Below are 13,587 nucleotides of genomic sequence, written 5' to 3'. Positions count from 1 at the left end.
GCATGCCCCTCCCTCGACCCCCGAGAACGACAACGGGCCAGACGGGCGCATCCGCCCCGGCGACGCCAGAGTACGAGGCGACCGGTTGGTTTGCAATGAGGCATAGGCGGCCTCCAGAGGCGTACGGCGCAGGTGGGCCGCCCTGGTGAACGCGCCGGGCACGCGCCCCGTACTCACCGGGAGCACCCCTGTTCCCGCGCCGGCCGAGGAGACGTTCCGGATGTCCCGGATGACCGCACACCGCGCCGCCCTGACGGCCGCTCTGGTGACCCCGTTCCTGCTGCCGCTGTGGGCGGCGGGCCCCGCGCAGGCGCACGGCGCACCAACGGATCCGGTCAGCCGGGTCTACGCCTGCTCCCCCGACGGCGGCGCCGACGCACGGTCCGCGGCCTGCAAGGCCGCCGTCGCCGCGAACGGCGCCCCCTTCACCCTGTGGGACAACCTGCGCGTGCCGGACGTCGGCGGCAGGGACCGGCAGGTCATTCCCGACGGAAAGCTGTGCAGCGGGGGCCTGCCCGCCTACAAGGGACTCGACCTGGCCCGCTCCGACTGGCCGTCGACCACACTGACCCCGGGCGCAACACTGTCGATGAAGTACGCCTCGACGATCCCGCACACCGGCACGTTCAAGCTCTATCTCACCAAGCAGGGTTACGACCCTGCCAAGCCGCTGACCTGGTCGGAACTGCCGTCCCAGCCCTTCGCCGCGGTCAAGGACCCGGCCCTGACGAACGGCGCGTACCGCATCACCGCCAAGCTGCCGTCGGACCGGACCGGGCACCACGTCCTCTACACGATCTGGCAGAACAGCAGCACGACGGACACGTACTACTCCTGCTCGGACGTGGTGTTCCGGACCGCGTCCGGGACCGGCGGCAAGGCGGCCGCGTCGAGCACGGGAGGAAGCGCGGGCAGCGGCACGGGCGGTGGCTCGGGCGCAGGTAAGAAGCTGTCGAGCGGCAGCCCTGCGGCCACACCCCCATCCTCCACGGCCCCTTCGCGCACCGCCGAGGCTGCGGCGACCCCGCGGCAGGGCACGGGCGCCCCCGACAGCACCCCGGTGGCCTCGACCTCCACCGCGGGCTCGGGGCCGTCCGCGCCCATGCTTGCGGGCGGCGCCGCAGCGGTGCTGGCACTCACCGGCGGCGCCGCCCTGGCGCTGCGTCTGCGCCGTCGCTGAACTCGCGGCGCGGATAGGTCAGTTGACGTACACCGTCGCGCCGTTGTCGGCCACCGGGGCGTACTTGGCGGTGAAGTAGCCGCTGCTGAAGCAGAGCGACGAGCCGGACGTCTTGGTGAACTGCTGGTTGGTGAAGGCGATGCTGTTGTCGCCGTTGCTCGCCGTGCCGGTCAGGCTCGGAGCCTGGTAGACGCAGGTGATGCTGCCCAGCAGGGTCTTCAGCTTGACCGTCGTCTGGATGGTGGAGCCGCTCGCCGGGGTCACGGTGAGGGTGCCGTCGGAGGCCACCGTGGTGGTGTACGGCAGGTTGTCGACGGTGATGCTGCTGACGCCCGTCACGCCCAGGACGTTGCTGGTGCAGCTGCTGCTGTCGAAGCTCTGCCCGCTGACCGACTCGGTGGCCGTGCCCGGCGCGGCGGGGTTGTCGGTGACGCTCGCGGTGAACGTCGAGGAGGAGCAGGTCACGCCGCTCGTGCCGGTCGAGCTGGAGTAGAGGGTGGCGTTGGTGCCGGCGGCCAGCGGCGCGGTGAGGACGTCGCCGACGGCGACGGCGGTGCCGCCGGCCGAACCGGTGGTCAGGACGGGGGTGTCGGCCGCCGAGGCGGGGACGGCCGCGGGGATCGAGAGGGCGGCGACGGCTCCGACGAGGGTGACGAGAGTGCGAGTACGCATGCGGGGGTCTCTTCCTTCTGGGATGCGGAGGCCGGCTCCTGTGCGATGACGCAGCCGGCTTCTCCGACATGGGGGGTTTGGAAGTGGCGTAGGGGGACGCGGAACTGCGTCCGCCCTTGCCGGTCCGTGACGCCTTCTCCGTACGTGACGGACCGGCAACGGCGACCGGCCGGCCATCGGCCGAGGACCCGTGGGAAGGGCCGCCTGCCGCAACCGGGCGGTGGGAGGCGGCCCGCACGGACCAAGGGGGAAGTGCCCGTGCGGGCCGTCTGGAGAGCGTGGGGGGTGTGCGGTTTCCGGGAACGCGGGCGATGCCGCGTGACGGGGATCCGGCGCCACGGATCCTGGGGGAAGCCAGGGGCAGTTGTAGACCTGAGTGTCAGTCAACGTCAAGGTGCGGCAAGGGAGTTGACGATCGTTCAAGGAGTACACCGGCGTCGCGGCCGCCCATGGACGCACAGGTGAGGCACAACCACCACCCTTTTTCCACAACTCCCTTGACCCTTAAATGTAACCACGGGTAACTTCCTCGTCGGCTACTGCGGAGTACGTGAAAGCCCTTGCACCCGCCGGGAGTTGCGAGGAGTCGTGCGCCGCAGTCCGCTGTCCGCGCCAGGACAACGTGCCGCTGATGCCCAACCCGCACTGACTATGCACACGGGAGCAGAAATGGCCTCGTCCTCGGACGTCACCTCGTCCGCCGAGCACACACCCGGAACCCCTGAAAGCGGTTCCGCGCCCGATCCCGCCAGACGCGGGCGGGTCCGGCTGCGCCGGGCCGCCGTGATGGCGGTGCCCGCCGTCGCGGTCGCCGCCGGCCTCGCGATCATGACCGCCGAGGGGGCGCTGGGGGTGTCCTTCTCGATCTCCGGCATGCCCTTCACCGTCACCGCCAAGTCGCTGGACGGCACCGGGTTCGAGCAGTTCGGCGCGCTCGACAGCATGATCGACGACAGCCCGAACCAGGGGGACACCGGCGGCCAGGTGCTGGTCGTCACATCCGCCATCAAGAACGCGACGCTGGACAGCCTGTGCCAGAGCGTCGACCTGGGCGGCACCAACCTGCTCATCACCGCGGGCAGCGGCTCGTCCAAGGTGCAGGCGACCGATCTGACCACCGACTCGACGGAGCTGACCGGCGACGCCGCGTTCAACAACATCGAGATCGGCAACGACGCCAGCACGCTCACCAAGGCCGGCGTCAAGGGCCCGAAGGGCGTCTTCAGCCAGCAGGCCGACACGGTGCACATCGCCAACCTGCGGCAGACCAACTACGCGACGACCGCGGGCGTGTTCAAACTCCCCGGTCTGAAGCTGAAGTTCAGCGACTCGGGCTGCTGATGCCGCGCCGTCCGGAACAAGGCGTGCGGTCCGCCTTCCGTCAGTGGCGGGCCCGCCGTCCGTTCTGGGGCGGGCTGCTGCTCGCCCTGGGCGGCGCGGAGATCCTGCTCACCGAGAAGGCCTCGCTGAAGGTCGTCATGCACGTCGGCATGCAGGGCCTGGCCGGATACCTCCTGCCCGTGGTCATGCTCCTGTGCGGCCTGCTGACCCTCTTCAGCCCCTCCCAGCGCATCTTCTACTCGATCATCGGCATCCTGACCTCCCTGGGCACCTGGGTCACCTCCAACCTGGGCGGCTTCTTCGTCGGCCTGCTCCTGGGGGCCGTAGGCAGCTGTCTGGCCTTCGGCTGGCTCCCGGACCAGGAACCCCGCCGCAGCCGCAGCCGGCGCAGGGAGGACGCGCGGGCGGCCGAGGCCGTACGGGCCGACGACGCACGAGCGGCGAAGGACACGGAACAGGCAGCCACGACGGAACGGACGGCGGACGCGGAACAAGCCGTGCAGCTGTGAGCGTTCCTGCGGCACCTACGACCGGGCCGTCCCGTGGACGGCCCGGTCTGCGTGCGACGAACACGGCCGAGTGCGCGCAGGAGGAGGCCGGGCGGGTCACCGGCGAGCACGTACACGTGTAGACGGCCGCCGCCGCCCGGAGGGGCATCATCACGATGCGGCAGCGACAACTCACTCCATGTCGCTGATCACTTGACTACCGGCGGTCACACGCGATTGGCTCCGGCCAGCGAGAGTCACCCCTACGGCGTCGGACGTCGGACGTCGTACGAAGACCCGCTCTCGCCGTTCCACTTGCTCGGCCGCACAGCGAGGTGCCGCACCCTCATGAACATTCCTCCACCACCCCCCGCCCCGCACAGATCCGCTCGCGTGATCGCCGCGGCGGCGGCCGTCTGCCTGCTCGCGGCGGGCTGCTCCGCCTCCGGCGGCACGTCGGGCTCCGCACCCGGCTCCGGCAGCGGGGCGGACACCGCCCGCCTCAAGGTCGCCCTGGTCACGCACGCCTCGGAGGGCGACACGTTCTGGAACCTGGTGAAGAAGGGGGCCGAGGACGCCGCTGCGAAAGACGGTGTCGACCTGACGTACGCCAACGACCCGGACGCGGCGGGACAGGCCGCGCTGATGCGGGACGCGGTCCGGCAGAAGGTCGACGGCATCGCGGTGACCCTGGCCAAGCCGCAGGCGATGAAGGGCCCGGTCGCCGCGGCCAGGGCGGCGGACATCCCCGTCGTCGGCCTCAACTCCGGTATCGACTCCTGGCAGTCCGAGGGGATCCTGGAGTTCTTCGGGCAGGACGAGAGCCTCGCCGGCCGGGCCGTCGGGGACAAGCTGGACGAGCTCAGGGCCAAGCACGCGCTGTGCGTGATCCACGAGCGCGGCAACGTCGCCCTGGAGGCCCGCTGCGCCGGCGTGAAGAAGACCTTCGCCGGCCAGACCGACATCGTCTACGTCGAGGGCACCGACGCGACCGCGACCACCGCGGCGATCACCGCCCGGCTGCGGCAGGACCCGACGATCGACGAAGTGGTCACCCTGGGCGCACAGTTCGCGCTCAACGCGGTGAAGTCGGTGAAGCAGTCCGGCAGCAGGGCGCACGTGGCCACCTTCGACCTCAACCAGAACCTGGTGAAGGCCGTCAAGAGCGGCGACGTGCAGTTCGCGGTGGATCAACAGCCGTATCTGCAGGGCTATCTCGCGGTGGACTCGCTGTGGCTGTACAAGGCCAACGGGAACGTCAGCGGCGGCGGGGTGTCCCCCGTGCTCACCGGTCCGGCGTTCGTCACCAAGGCCAACGTGGCCTCGGTCGCCGCCTTCGCGGCGCACGGGACACGCTGAACGGCACTCGTGACCTCGCTCGACGACACTTCGGACGCCGATGTCTCGAAAGATTCGGAGACCTGGGGCACGTGCGGTCACTTGTACGGATAGCATCCTGTGCACCCCTTCTCTCCCCGCTCACGGCCACCCCCGTGTTTCCCCCTCCGCTCCGCTGAACGCCTAGGACGACGATGTCTCCACGGACAGGTGCAGGTGCCGGGCGCCGTCTCGGCTCCATACGTCTCTCCCTGATCCTGCTGGCCCTGGTGCCCACCGTCACCCTGGCCGCCATGTGGGGTCTGACGACCACCCAGATGTTCAGCGAGGGGCTGCGGCTGCGAGGGCAGACGGAGCTGAGCCGGTCGACCGGCGCCATGGGCACCGAGGCCACGCTCGCACTCCAGCGGGAGCGCAGCCTGTCGGCGGCCTGGCTGGCCGATCCGAACGGCTCCCGGGCCGCGCTGGACGCGCAGCGCAGGGCGACGGACAAGGCGGTCGCCGAACTGGTCGGCCAGACCGACGCGATCAACAACGCGCCCGCGCGCATCTCGGACCGGCTGTACTCGGTCCTCGGCTCGGTGAGCAGCCTGGAGTACTACCGCAGCCAGCTCGACGACCCCAGCGACATCACCGCCGCGCAGGCGCTGGACCAGTACGGCTCGATCATCGACGACCAGATCCACGCCTTCCAGGAGCTCTCCCAGGTCGACGACGGCGACCTCACCTCGCAGGCCGGCCCGCTGGTCGCCCTGGAGCACGCGGCGGAGCTGGTCTCCCAGGAGGACGCGCGGCTCACCGTGGCCTGGCCGTCGGGGCAGTTGAGCCGCAAGGAGTGGTCCGACTTCGCGGAGCTGGTGGACACCCGCCGCTGGCTGGTCCAGGACCAGATAGTCCCTTCACTGCGCGGCAGCGCGAAGACGCAGACCGAGCGGATCCTGCAGAGCCCCGAGTGGCAGACCATGCAGGACGTCGAGGACCGGGTGCTCGCCTCCCGGCCGTCCGGCGGCGCCGGGAAGGTCGCGCTGCCGGCCGCACGCAAGGAGTGGACGGCCGCGTTCCAGAAGGTCGCCGACCAGTACTCGCGCCTGATCGGCGACCAGACGTCCGGGCTGCTCGACCGCAGCGCCGACAAGGCCGACAGCCTCCTGTTCAAGGCAGCCGCGCTCAGCGCGGGCGGGCTGATCGCCCTGCTTCTGTGCGTGGGCATGTCCTGGCGGATCACCCGCTCCCTGTCCCGGCGGCTGCGCGGCCTGCGTGAGGCCACGCTGAGCCTGGCCGAGGAGCGGCTGCCGGACGTGGTGGCCCGCCTCGACCGGGGCGAGACGGTCGACGCGGACCTCGCGACCCCGCCGCTGGACTACGGCCGCGACGAACTCGGCCAGGTGGCACGCGCGTTCAACAAGGCGCAGCGCACGGCCGTGCACACCGCGGTCGAACTCGCCGACATCCGGCGCGGTTTCCAGAAGGTCATCCTCGGCATCGCCCGGCAGAGCCAGAACCTGGTCAACCTCCAGCTCACCAAGCTCGACGCGCTGGAGCGCAGCCACTCCGACCCTGACGTCCTCAAGGGCCTGTACGAACTGGACTCCACGGCAAGCCAGTTGCGCCGCTACGAGGAGAACCTCGTCATCATCAGCGGCGAGCAGCCCCGGCGCAGCTGGCTGGAGCCGGTCGCGCTGATCGACATCCTGCGCAGCGCCGTCGGCGAGGTCGCCGAGTACCAGCGGGTCGAGGTGCACACCGACGAGGACGTGTACCTCGCGCCGCCCGCGGTGGCCGACGTGATCCATCTGCTGGCCGAGCTCATCGACAACGCCACCGTGTACTCGCCCGCGCCGGCCCCGGTCGGCGTGCGGGCCGCGATGGTCGCCAAGGGCCTGGCCGTCGAGGTGGAGGACCGGGGCCTCGGCATGTCGGAGGAGGACTACGACTCCTTCAACGCCCAGCTCGCGGTGGAGCCGCAGTTCGACGTGGTGGCGCTGGCCGACGACCTCCGCCTCGGCATGTTCGTGATCGCCCGGCTCGCCACCCGGCACGGCATCGCGGTCACCCTGCGCCCGTCGCCGTACGGCGGCACGACGGCGATCGTGTTGCTGCCGCATGAGATCGTCGTGCGGGAGACACCGGACGCCCCCGACGACACCCCGGCACCGCCCGCCGAGGAGGAGCCCGCGCAGCCGCCCGCCGAGGAGAAACCCCCGGCCGCCACCGGCGCCGTCTCCGCCACCGGCCCCGTCTCCGCCACCCGGCGCGACGACGTCGCCCCGCTCCCCCGCCGCGTCCCCCAGACCAGCCTGGCGGCCGAGCTGCGCGAGGAGGCCCCGGCGGGCGAACAGAACGGCCACACCGACGAGTTCACCGCGGAGCAGGCCGCCTCCTCGCTCGCCGGATTCCAGCGCGGCACGCTCCGCGCCCATGACGACGACACCGAGCCGCAGTACGACCAGGAGGACGCGCCCGAAGCCCGGGACGAGGACGCGCCGCTCCCCGCCACCCCCGTTCCCTCGACTCCGCCCGCCGACCGCTGACGAAGGACCACCGCCATGACACGCCCCATCCCAGCCACCCACACCCAGCTCGACCAGTTGCTGACCGGACTCGTGGAGCGGGTCGCCGAGGTGAACCACGCCGTCGTCCTCTCCGAGGACGGCCTGGTCGTCAGCAAGTCCACCGGGTTCCTGCGCGACGACGCCGAGCGGCTGGCGGCCACCGCGTCCGGGCTGATGAGCCTGAGCAAGGGCGTCAGCATGGACTTCCGCGGCGGCCCGGTGCGCCAGGCGCTCATCGAGATGGCGCACAGCTACCTGATACTCACCTCGGCCGGCCCGGGCGCCCACCTCGTCGTCCTCACCAGCCAGGGCGCGGACGTCGGCGTGGTGGCGTACCAGATGAACATGCTGGTGAAGAAGATCGGCGAGCACCTCAGCGCGGCACCACGGTCGGGCCTCGGGCCGGCCGCCGAACCCGGCGCGTGAGGTGGGCGGTGGCGACACGGCGGGCCGGCTGGTCCGGCCGTTCGCGCTGACCGGCGGGCGCACCAGGCCCAGCCGCGCAGACTTCACGCTCATCACCACGGTGACCGCGGTGGACCCGCCGCCGACCTGGGCCACCCGGCCGCAGCCGGAGCATCAGCGCATCCTGCGCCGCTGCGCCGAGCCGGTCGCCGTCGCGGAGCTCGCCGCGCTGCTCGATCTGCCGGTGAGCGTCGTCGTGATCATGCTCTGCGACCTGCTGGAGGCGGGCCGCATCACCGCCCGGCCCCCGCACCCCGTCTCCTGCAACCCGGACCTGGACCTGCTGCAGAAAGTGAGGGACGGCCTTGGCCGGCTCTGACACCGTCGCCCCGGCGGCGCCCGACACGGTGAAGATCCTGATCGCCGGGGGCTTCGGCGTCGGCAAGACCACCATGGTCGGCTCGGTCAGCGAGATCGCGCCGCTGCGCACGGAGGAACGGCTGACCGGCGCGGGCGTGGACGTCGACGACCTCGCCGGCATCGAGGAGAAGAGCGCCACCACCGTGGCCCTGGACTTCGGCCGCATCACCATCGGCCAGGACCTCGTTCTCTACCTCTTCGGCACCCCCGGCCAGCAGCGCTTCTGGTTCATGTGGAACGACCTCGCCCTGGGCGCCCTCGGCGCCGTCGTCCTCGTCGACGTCCGCCGCCCCGAGACCAGCTTCGCCGCCATCGACTTCTTCGAACGCCGCAAGATCCCCTTCGTCGTCGGCGTCAACGGCTTCTACGGCGACCACCCGTACCCGCCCGACGAGATCCGCGACGCGCTCGCCCTTCCGGAGCATGTGCAGGTGCTGCTGTGCGACGCCCGCGAGCGGGACTCGTCCAGGGACGTACTGATCGCGCTGATCGACCAGTTGATCGCGTCGGCGGCCGGGGCGAACGGGTCGGGGCGGCTCACCGGTCCGGGCCGCTGAGCGGTTCGGCCGGCGGCGGGACGATCCGGGCCGTGAGGTCGGGGTCGGCCATGTCCGCGTCGAAGGGGAACATCGGCCGGCGGATGCGGTGGTGGCCGAGCCGGGTGAGGTCCTGGTCGACGCCGCCGGGGGTCAGGGCCATCTTCCAGCCGGCGGCCATGGCGAAGAGCTCGGGTTCGAGGTAGCCGATCTTGACGATCACGAGGTCGGCCGTGCGGGGGTCGAGGTCCAGGTCGGTGAAGTCGTGTTCGTGGTGGTATGGCTTGCGCAGGCGGGTCAGGATCACGTGCACGCCGCCGACCCGCAGGACGACCTCCGTCCCGGCGTCCCGGTCCCCGTGGCGGATCGCGTGCACCACTCCGGTCAGGGTGAGCGGGCCGGCGTGCCGGTCGTCGGTCTCGGCGCCCGCCGTGACGGTGACGGTCGCTCCGACGCCGGCCTTCTCGGCCGTGACGACCGCGGACGGCCCGGGCAGCGAGGCGTAGAGGACCGTCGGGCCCGAGGGGTCCTTGAACTCCGGCCGGGACAGCACCTGTTGGAGGCCCCAGGTGACGTCTCCGGCGCCGCCGGCGGTCGGGTTGTCGCCGGTGTCGCTGATGAAGTAGGGCCGGGCGCCCGACGCCAGCGCCTCGTCCAGGCAGTCGTCGAGCGTGCCGGTCGGGGCGACGAAGGCGAAGTCGTGGCGGGCCTCCCAGAAGCCGCGGGCAAGCCTCTCGGCGCCCGCCGACACCGCGGTCCGGTCCGGGCCGGTGACCACGACCGCGGCCCGGTTGCGCGGTTCGTCGGCCCAGGCGTAGCCGACCCAGATCGCCGCGTCCGTGACGCCCTCGGCCGCCTCCACGTCCGCGACCGCGCCGTACACGCTCTTCGCGGGCTCGATCCGGGTCGAGGTCTGCTCGCCCGCCAGCAGCACCGGGACCGGGACCCATGCCTTGACCGGGCGGGGCGCACCGCTCGTCAGGAGGCTCAGGAGGTTCCGCGCCGCGCGCTCCTTGGTCTCCATGGCGTCCTCGTGCGGGGCCATGCGGTAGCAGGTGATCAGGTCGCTGTGGTGGACCAGTTCGCGGGAGACGTTGCCGTGCAGGTCCATGGAGGTCGACACGAGGACGTCCGGGCCGATCACGGCGCGGATGCGGGTCAGCAGGTCCACCTCGGCGTCGTCGAGGCCCTCGACGGTCATGGCGCCGTGGATGTCGTACCAGAGTCCGTCGACACGGCCCAACCTGCCTACGCGCTCGATGAGTTCGGCGGAGAGTTCGGCGTACGCGTCCGCCGTGACCGTGCCTCCGGGCAGCGCCTTGCCGACCAGGGCGCCGCGCCAGTCGGCGGCGGCGCGCAGGGCGGTGCCGGACGCCAGGAACGGGTAGCGGGTCAGGACCTCCTCCCCGCGCTGCGGGTGGAAGGCGGGGGCCTCGGTGCGGGCCGGCGAGAACGTCGAGGACTCGATGCCGAGACCGGCGACGGCGATCACGGGGCGCTCTTGCGGCATGGCTCCTCCGGGAGGGTCAGGGGTGGTGGTTGCCGGTCACGGTGTGCAGCGCGTGCGCCAGCGCCCGCTGGAGCGCGAACTGCCCGGCGCCGACCAGGCCGGCGTCCGCGCCGAGGCTGGCCCGCTCGATCACCAGATGCTCGGTCACCAGCGGATGGCAGCCCTCGTACAACTGGCTGCGTACGGCGGCGACGAACGGCTCCAGGGTGGAGAGGATGCCGCCGAGGTACACGGCGTCGGGGTTGAAGAAGTTGACGTTCGCGGCGAGTACCTGGCCGAGGTAGCGGCCGGCCTGCCGGACGGCGCGGGTCGCCTCGGGGTCGGCGTCGGAGGCGAGGCGTACGACGTCCTCGGTGGACGCCACCGCGAGGCCCCGCTCGCGCAGGATGCGGACGAGGGCCGCGCCCGAGGCCACCGTCTCCAGGCAGCCCGTGTTCCCGCAGGAGCACGGGGTGTCGTGGGCGGCCTCGACGCGGACGTGGGTGATCTCGCCGGCGGCCCCGGTGCCGCCCCGGTAGAGACGGCCGTCGGCGATGACGCCCGCGCCGATCGCCGTGCCGGTCTTCACCATGATCGACTGGCGGCGCCCGGCGGGCTGGACGGTGTGCTCGCCGACGGCCATGCAGTTGGCGTCGTTCTCGATGGCCGCGGGTACGCCGAAGTGGTCCTCCAGCCAGGCGCGGACGGGGAAGCGGTTCCAGCCCGGCATCCGGGAGGGGAGCGTGACCACGCCGGAGGCGACGTCGACCGGGCCGGGCAGGGAGAGGCCGACGCCGCGCAGCAGCGGCCGCCCGTGCTTGCCGGCGAGGTCCGCCAGGGTCCCGGCCAGTCCGGGCAGGGCGGCGTCGGGGCCGTCCGCCGTCGGGAACGGCACGGTCGAGACGTCGGTGAGGCCGCCGCCGGGCAGCACCACGCCCACGTGCGCGTGCCGTCCGCCGAGTTCCGCCGCGACCGCGAACCCGTCGCTGCCGCCGAGCCGCAGCACCTTGCGCGGCCGTCCGCCGGCGGAGGACACCGTGCCCTCCTCGGCGACCAGGCCGAGCTCCAGCAGCTGGCTCACCGTGAAGGAGATCGTCGAGGGCGCTGCACCGAGCAGTCCGGCGATCTGGGTACGCGTGGTGGCCTGTCCGGAGGCGAGGAGTTCGAGGACGCGCTCGGCCAGCGAGGAGACGCCGGCGCTGTGCTTCCGCCTCGGCGGACTTTTTTCAGTCATGGACGAAACAACTTCCGTCTTCGGCGGTCGGAGCGACGAGCGTAGGCCAACTCGCGTCGCTCCATGCTTTTTTCAGAACAGCAGAAACAGACTTTTTACAGCAGCGCGTCTGTTTCTTCGGACACACGGGTCGTTGACTGTCCTCACTCCGCTCGACCCCCTTCCCCGAGGAGAGCCATGTCCCCTGCCCGCACGAGACTCCTGGCCGGTGTCACCCTCTCCGCGGGCGCGCTGCTGCTCGCGGGCTGCTCCGGGTCGACCGGTTCGTCCTCCGCGTCCAAGGACTCGATCAACTACGCGCTGCCCGCGAACTTCACCCCGAACTGGATCCTGCCGATCGGCACGGCGGCGCACCTGAACACCAACAACAACTCGATCACGGCCGCGCTGTGGGAGCCGCTGATCGCCTACGACGGCTCGACCGGCAAGATCGGCTGGAACAAGGCCGGTTCGATCGCGACGGCCGCCGACTTCGCCGCCGACAACAAGAGCGTGAAGATCACCCTGGGCGACCGCCACTGGAGCGACGGCAAGCCGATCACCTCGCAGGACGTGCGGTTCTGGTTCGACCTCATCAAGGCGAACAAGAAGCAGTGGGCGGGCTACACACCCGGCAAGGCACCCGACGACTGGACCTCCTTCAAGGCCGACGACGACCGCCACTTCACGATCAGCTTCGACAAGGCGTACAACCCGCAGTGGATGCTGGCGAACGAGCTCCAGAGCATCACACCGCTCCCCAAGCACGCCTGGGACAAGGGCGGCAGCCCCGCCGCGACATGGACGTACCTCAACAACGCGGCCAAGAACATCGGGAGTTACGCCTCCAACCCCCTGTGGAAGACCATCAGCGGCCCGTACGCCGTGAAGTCCTTCTCGACGGCCGGCAAGGTCGTCCTGACCGCCAGCAAGAAGTACGACGGCGGGGAGAAGCCGGGGATTCCCACGGTGAACCTGCTGCCGTTCACCACAGCGGACGCCGAGAAGAACGCGCTGCGCTCCGGGAGCGTCGACTACGGCTACATCGAGGCGACCGACCTCGACCAGAAGGAGAGCTTCACCTCACGGGGCTACGCGGTGAAGCCGTGGTCGGGCTGGGCGATCACCTACATGCCGTACAACTTCAACAACCCTTCCATGGGACCGGTGTTCAAGCAGCTCTACGCCCGCCAGGCGATCCAGCGGTCGATCGACCAGACGAGCATCGCGAAGGTCGTCTTCAACGGCACCGCCGTCCCCGGCTACGGCCCCATTCCCACCGCGCAGGCCTCCGCCTTCGTCTCGCAGACGCAGAAGGACAACCCGTACCCGTTCTCGACGAGCGCCGCCAAGTCCCTTCTCACCGGCCACGGCTGGACCGAGCAGGGCGGGGTGATGACGTGCACGAGCCCGGGCGGTGGAGCGCGTCAGTGCGGTGACGGGGTCGCCAAGGGGACGAAGTTCCAGGTGCAGGTGCTGTCGCAGTCCGGCTCGGCCGTCACCGACAACATGATGAGCACGATCCAGTCCTCGCTCGCCAGGACCGGCATCAAGTTCTCCATCAGGACCGCGCCGGTCAACTCGGTCCTCTCGCAGACCCCGCAGTGCACGGCGGGCCAGCCGATCTGCAAGTGGCAGCTGTCCTTCTTCGGCACGGCCGGCAGCTGGTACTTCCCCGCCTTCCCGACCGGCGACTCGCTCTTCCAGTCCAAGGGCGGATCGAACTTCGGCAACTACTCCGACGCCGGGGTCGACCGGCTCATCAGCACGTCCACGACGTCGAGTTCGAACCAGGCGATCCAGGACTACAGCACGGCCCTCGCCAAGGACCTGCCGGTGATCTGGCTGCCGGAGCCCGACTACCAGATCTCCGTGATGAAGAACGGGCTGGGCGGCTTCTCACAGGACTCGCTCGCCAACTTCCACCCGGCGCAGTGGAAGTGGACGAGCTGA

General features: G+C 71.0%; 12 protein-coding genes. 9 read left to right on the top strand and 3 right to left on the bottom strand.

Features of this window, described 5'->3' with window-relative positions:
• Window positions 1–220: 220 nt before the first annotated feature.
• Window positions 221–1,180, top strand: a complete 960-nt coding sequence (locus ACIBN2_RS07090; RefSeq protein WP_399133188.1) for a lytic polysaccharide monooxygenase — start codon at window positions 221–223, stop codon at window positions 1,178–1,180.
• A gap of 18 nt (window positions 1,181–1,198) precedes the next feature.
• On the opposite strand, the gene ACIBN2_RS07085 is transcribed toward ACIBN2_RS07090, so the two are convergent.
• Window positions 1,199–1,852, bottom strand: a complete 654-nt coding sequence (locus ACIBN2_RS07085; RefSeq protein ID WP_399133187.1) for a Tat pathway signal sequence domain protein — start codon at window positions 1,850–1,852, stop codon at window positions 1,199–1,201.
• A gap of 669 nt (window positions 1,853–2,521) precedes the next feature.
• Here ACIBN2_RS07085 and ACIBN2_RS07080 point away from each other — a divergent pair.
• The 7 genes from ACIBN2_RS07080 to ACIBN2_RS07050 all read left to right on the top strand — a co-directional run bounded on the left by ACIBN2_RS07080 (window position 2,522) and on the right by ACIBN2_RS07050 (window position 8,953).
• Complete coding sequence (locus tag ACIBN2_RS07080; protein WP_399133186.1) at window positions 2,522–3,193, top strand: DUF6230 family protein; 672 nt, start codon at window positions 2,522–2,524, stop codon at window positions 3,191–3,193.
• Window positions 3,193–3,702, top strand: coding sequence for a DUF6114 domain-containing protein (locus tag ACIBN2_RS07075; protein WP_399133185.1), 510 nt, complete (start codon window positions 3,193–3,195; stop codon window positions 3,700–3,702). Before ACIBN2_RS07080 ends, ACIBN2_RS07075 begins: the two co-directional genes overlap by 1 nt.
• Window positions 3,703–4,029: 327 nt before the next feature.
• Window positions 4,030–5,040, top strand: coding sequence for a substrate-binding domain-containing protein (locus ACIBN2_RS07070; protein ID WP_399133184.1), 1,011 nt, complete (start codon window positions 4,030–4,032; stop codon window positions 5,038–5,040).
• A gap of 173 nt (window positions 5,041–5,213) precedes the next feature.
• Window positions 5,214–7,550: a nitrate- and nitrite sensing domain-containing protein gene (locus tag ACIBN2_RS07065; RefSeq protein ID WP_399133183.1), complete on the top strand. Its 2,337-nt coding sequence runs from the start codon at window positions 5,214–5,216 to the stop codon at window positions 7,548–7,550.
• A 15-nt stretch (window positions 7,551–7,565) separates the two neighbouring features.
• Complete coding sequence (locus tag ACIBN2_RS07060) at window positions 7,566–7,997, top strand: roadblock/LC7 domain-containing protein (RefSeq protein WP_399133182.1); 432 nt, start codon at window positions 7,566–7,568, stop codon at window positions 7,995–7,997.
• A gap of 1 nt (window position 7,998) precedes the next feature.
• Entirely contained in the window at window positions 7,999–8,355 is a 357-nt protein-coding gene (locus tag ACIBN2_RS07055) for a DUF742 domain-containing protein (RefSeq protein ID WP_399133181.1), read from the top strand.
• Window positions 8,342–8,953 (top strand): GTP-binding protein, encoded by a 612-nt coding sequence (locus tag ACIBN2_RS07050; RefSeq protein ID WP_399133180.1) that lies wholly within the window; start codon window positions 8,342–8,344, stop codon window positions 8,951–8,953. The genes ACIBN2_RS07055 and ACIBN2_RS07050 overlap by 14 nt, the downstream gene beginning before the upstream one ends.
• Here ACIBN2_RS07050 and ACIBN2_RS07045 read toward each other — a convergent pair.
• Together ACIBN2_RS07045 and ACIBN2_RS07040 are read right to left on the bottom strand one after the other, a co-directional pair.
• Window positions 8,934–10,442 carry a M81 family metallopeptidase gene (locus ACIBN2_RS07045; protein WP_399133179.1) on the bottom strand — a complete coding sequence of 503 codons (1,509 nt, stop codon included), beginning with the start codon at window positions 10,440–10,442 and terminating at the stop codon, window positions 8,934–8,936. The two genes, ACIBN2_RS07050 and ACIBN2_RS07045, sit on opposite strands and share 20 nt — an antisense overlap.
• Window positions 10,443–10,458: 16 nt before the next feature.
• The gene (locus ACIBN2_RS07040) at window positions 10,459–11,655 is read right to left on the bottom strand and encodes an ROK family protein (RefSeq protein ID WP_399133178.1); all 1,197 of its coding nucleotides are present in this window, start codon (window positions 11,653–11,655) and stop codon (window positions 10,459–10,461) included.
• 177 nt (window positions 11,656–11,832) lie between these two features.
• Between ACIBN2_RS07040 and ACIBN2_RS07035 the strand changes: the two genes are divergently transcribed.
• Window positions 11,833–13,587 (top strand): peptide ABC transporter substrate-binding protein, encoded by a 1,755-nt coding sequence (locus ACIBN2_RS07035; RefSeq protein ID WP_399133177.1) that lies wholly within the window; start codon window positions 11,833–11,835, stop codon window positions 13,585–13,587.

Origin of the sequence: Streptomyces sp. NPDC050534, assembly GCF_044457745.1 — a bacterium.
Taxonomy (GTDB): Bacteria; Actinomycetota; Actinomycetes; order Streptomycetales; family Streptomycetaceae; genus Streptomyces.
This window is presented reverse-complemented; position numbering and strand designations above follow the sequence as displayed.

Excerpts from the sequence above, each read along its gene's own strand:
- ACIBN2_RS07040 (WP_399133178.1), bottom strand. The coding sequence starts at position 11,655 with ATGACTGAAAAAAGTCCGCCGAGGCGGAAGCACAGCGCCGGCGTCTCC.
- ACIBN2_RS07090 (WP_399133188.1), top strand. The coding sequence starts at position 221 with ATGTCCCGGATGACCGCACACCGCGCCGCCCTGACGGCCGCTCTGGTG.
- ACIBN2_RS07045 (WP_399133179.1), bottom strand. The coding sequence starts at position 10,442 with ATGCCGCAAGAGCGCCCCGTGATCGCCGTCGCCGGTCTCGGCATCGAG.
- ACIBN2_RS07080 (WP_399133186.1), top strand. The coding sequence starts at position 2,522 with ATGGCCTCGTCCTCGGACGTCACCTCGTCCGCCGAGCACACACCCGGA.
- ACIBN2_RS07060 (WP_399133182.1), top strand. The coding sequence starts at position 7,566 with ATGACACGCCCCATCCCAGCCACCCACACCCAGCTCGACCAGTTGCTG.
- ACIBN2_RS07065 (WP_399133183.1), top strand. The coding sequence starts at position 5,214 with ATGTCTCCACGGACAGGTGCAGGTGCCGGGCGCCGTCTCGGCTCCATA.
- ACIBN2_RS07070 (WP_399133184.1), top strand. The coding sequence starts at position 4,030 with ATGAACATTCCTCCACCACCCCCCGCCCCGCACAGATCCGCTCGCGTG.
- ACIBN2_RS07035 (WP_399133177.1), top strand. The coding sequence starts at position 11,833 with ATGTCCCCTGCCCGCACGAGACTCCTGGCCGGTGTCACCCTCTCCGCG.
- ACIBN2_RS07085 (WP_399133187.1), bottom strand. The coding sequence starts at position 1,852 with ATGCGTACTCGCACTCTCGTCACCCTCGTCGGAGCCGTCGCCGCCCTC.
- ACIBN2_RS07075 (WP_399133185.1), top strand. The coding sequence starts at position 3,193 with ATGCCGCGCCGTCCGGAACAAGGCGTGCGGTCCGCCTTCCGTCAGTGG.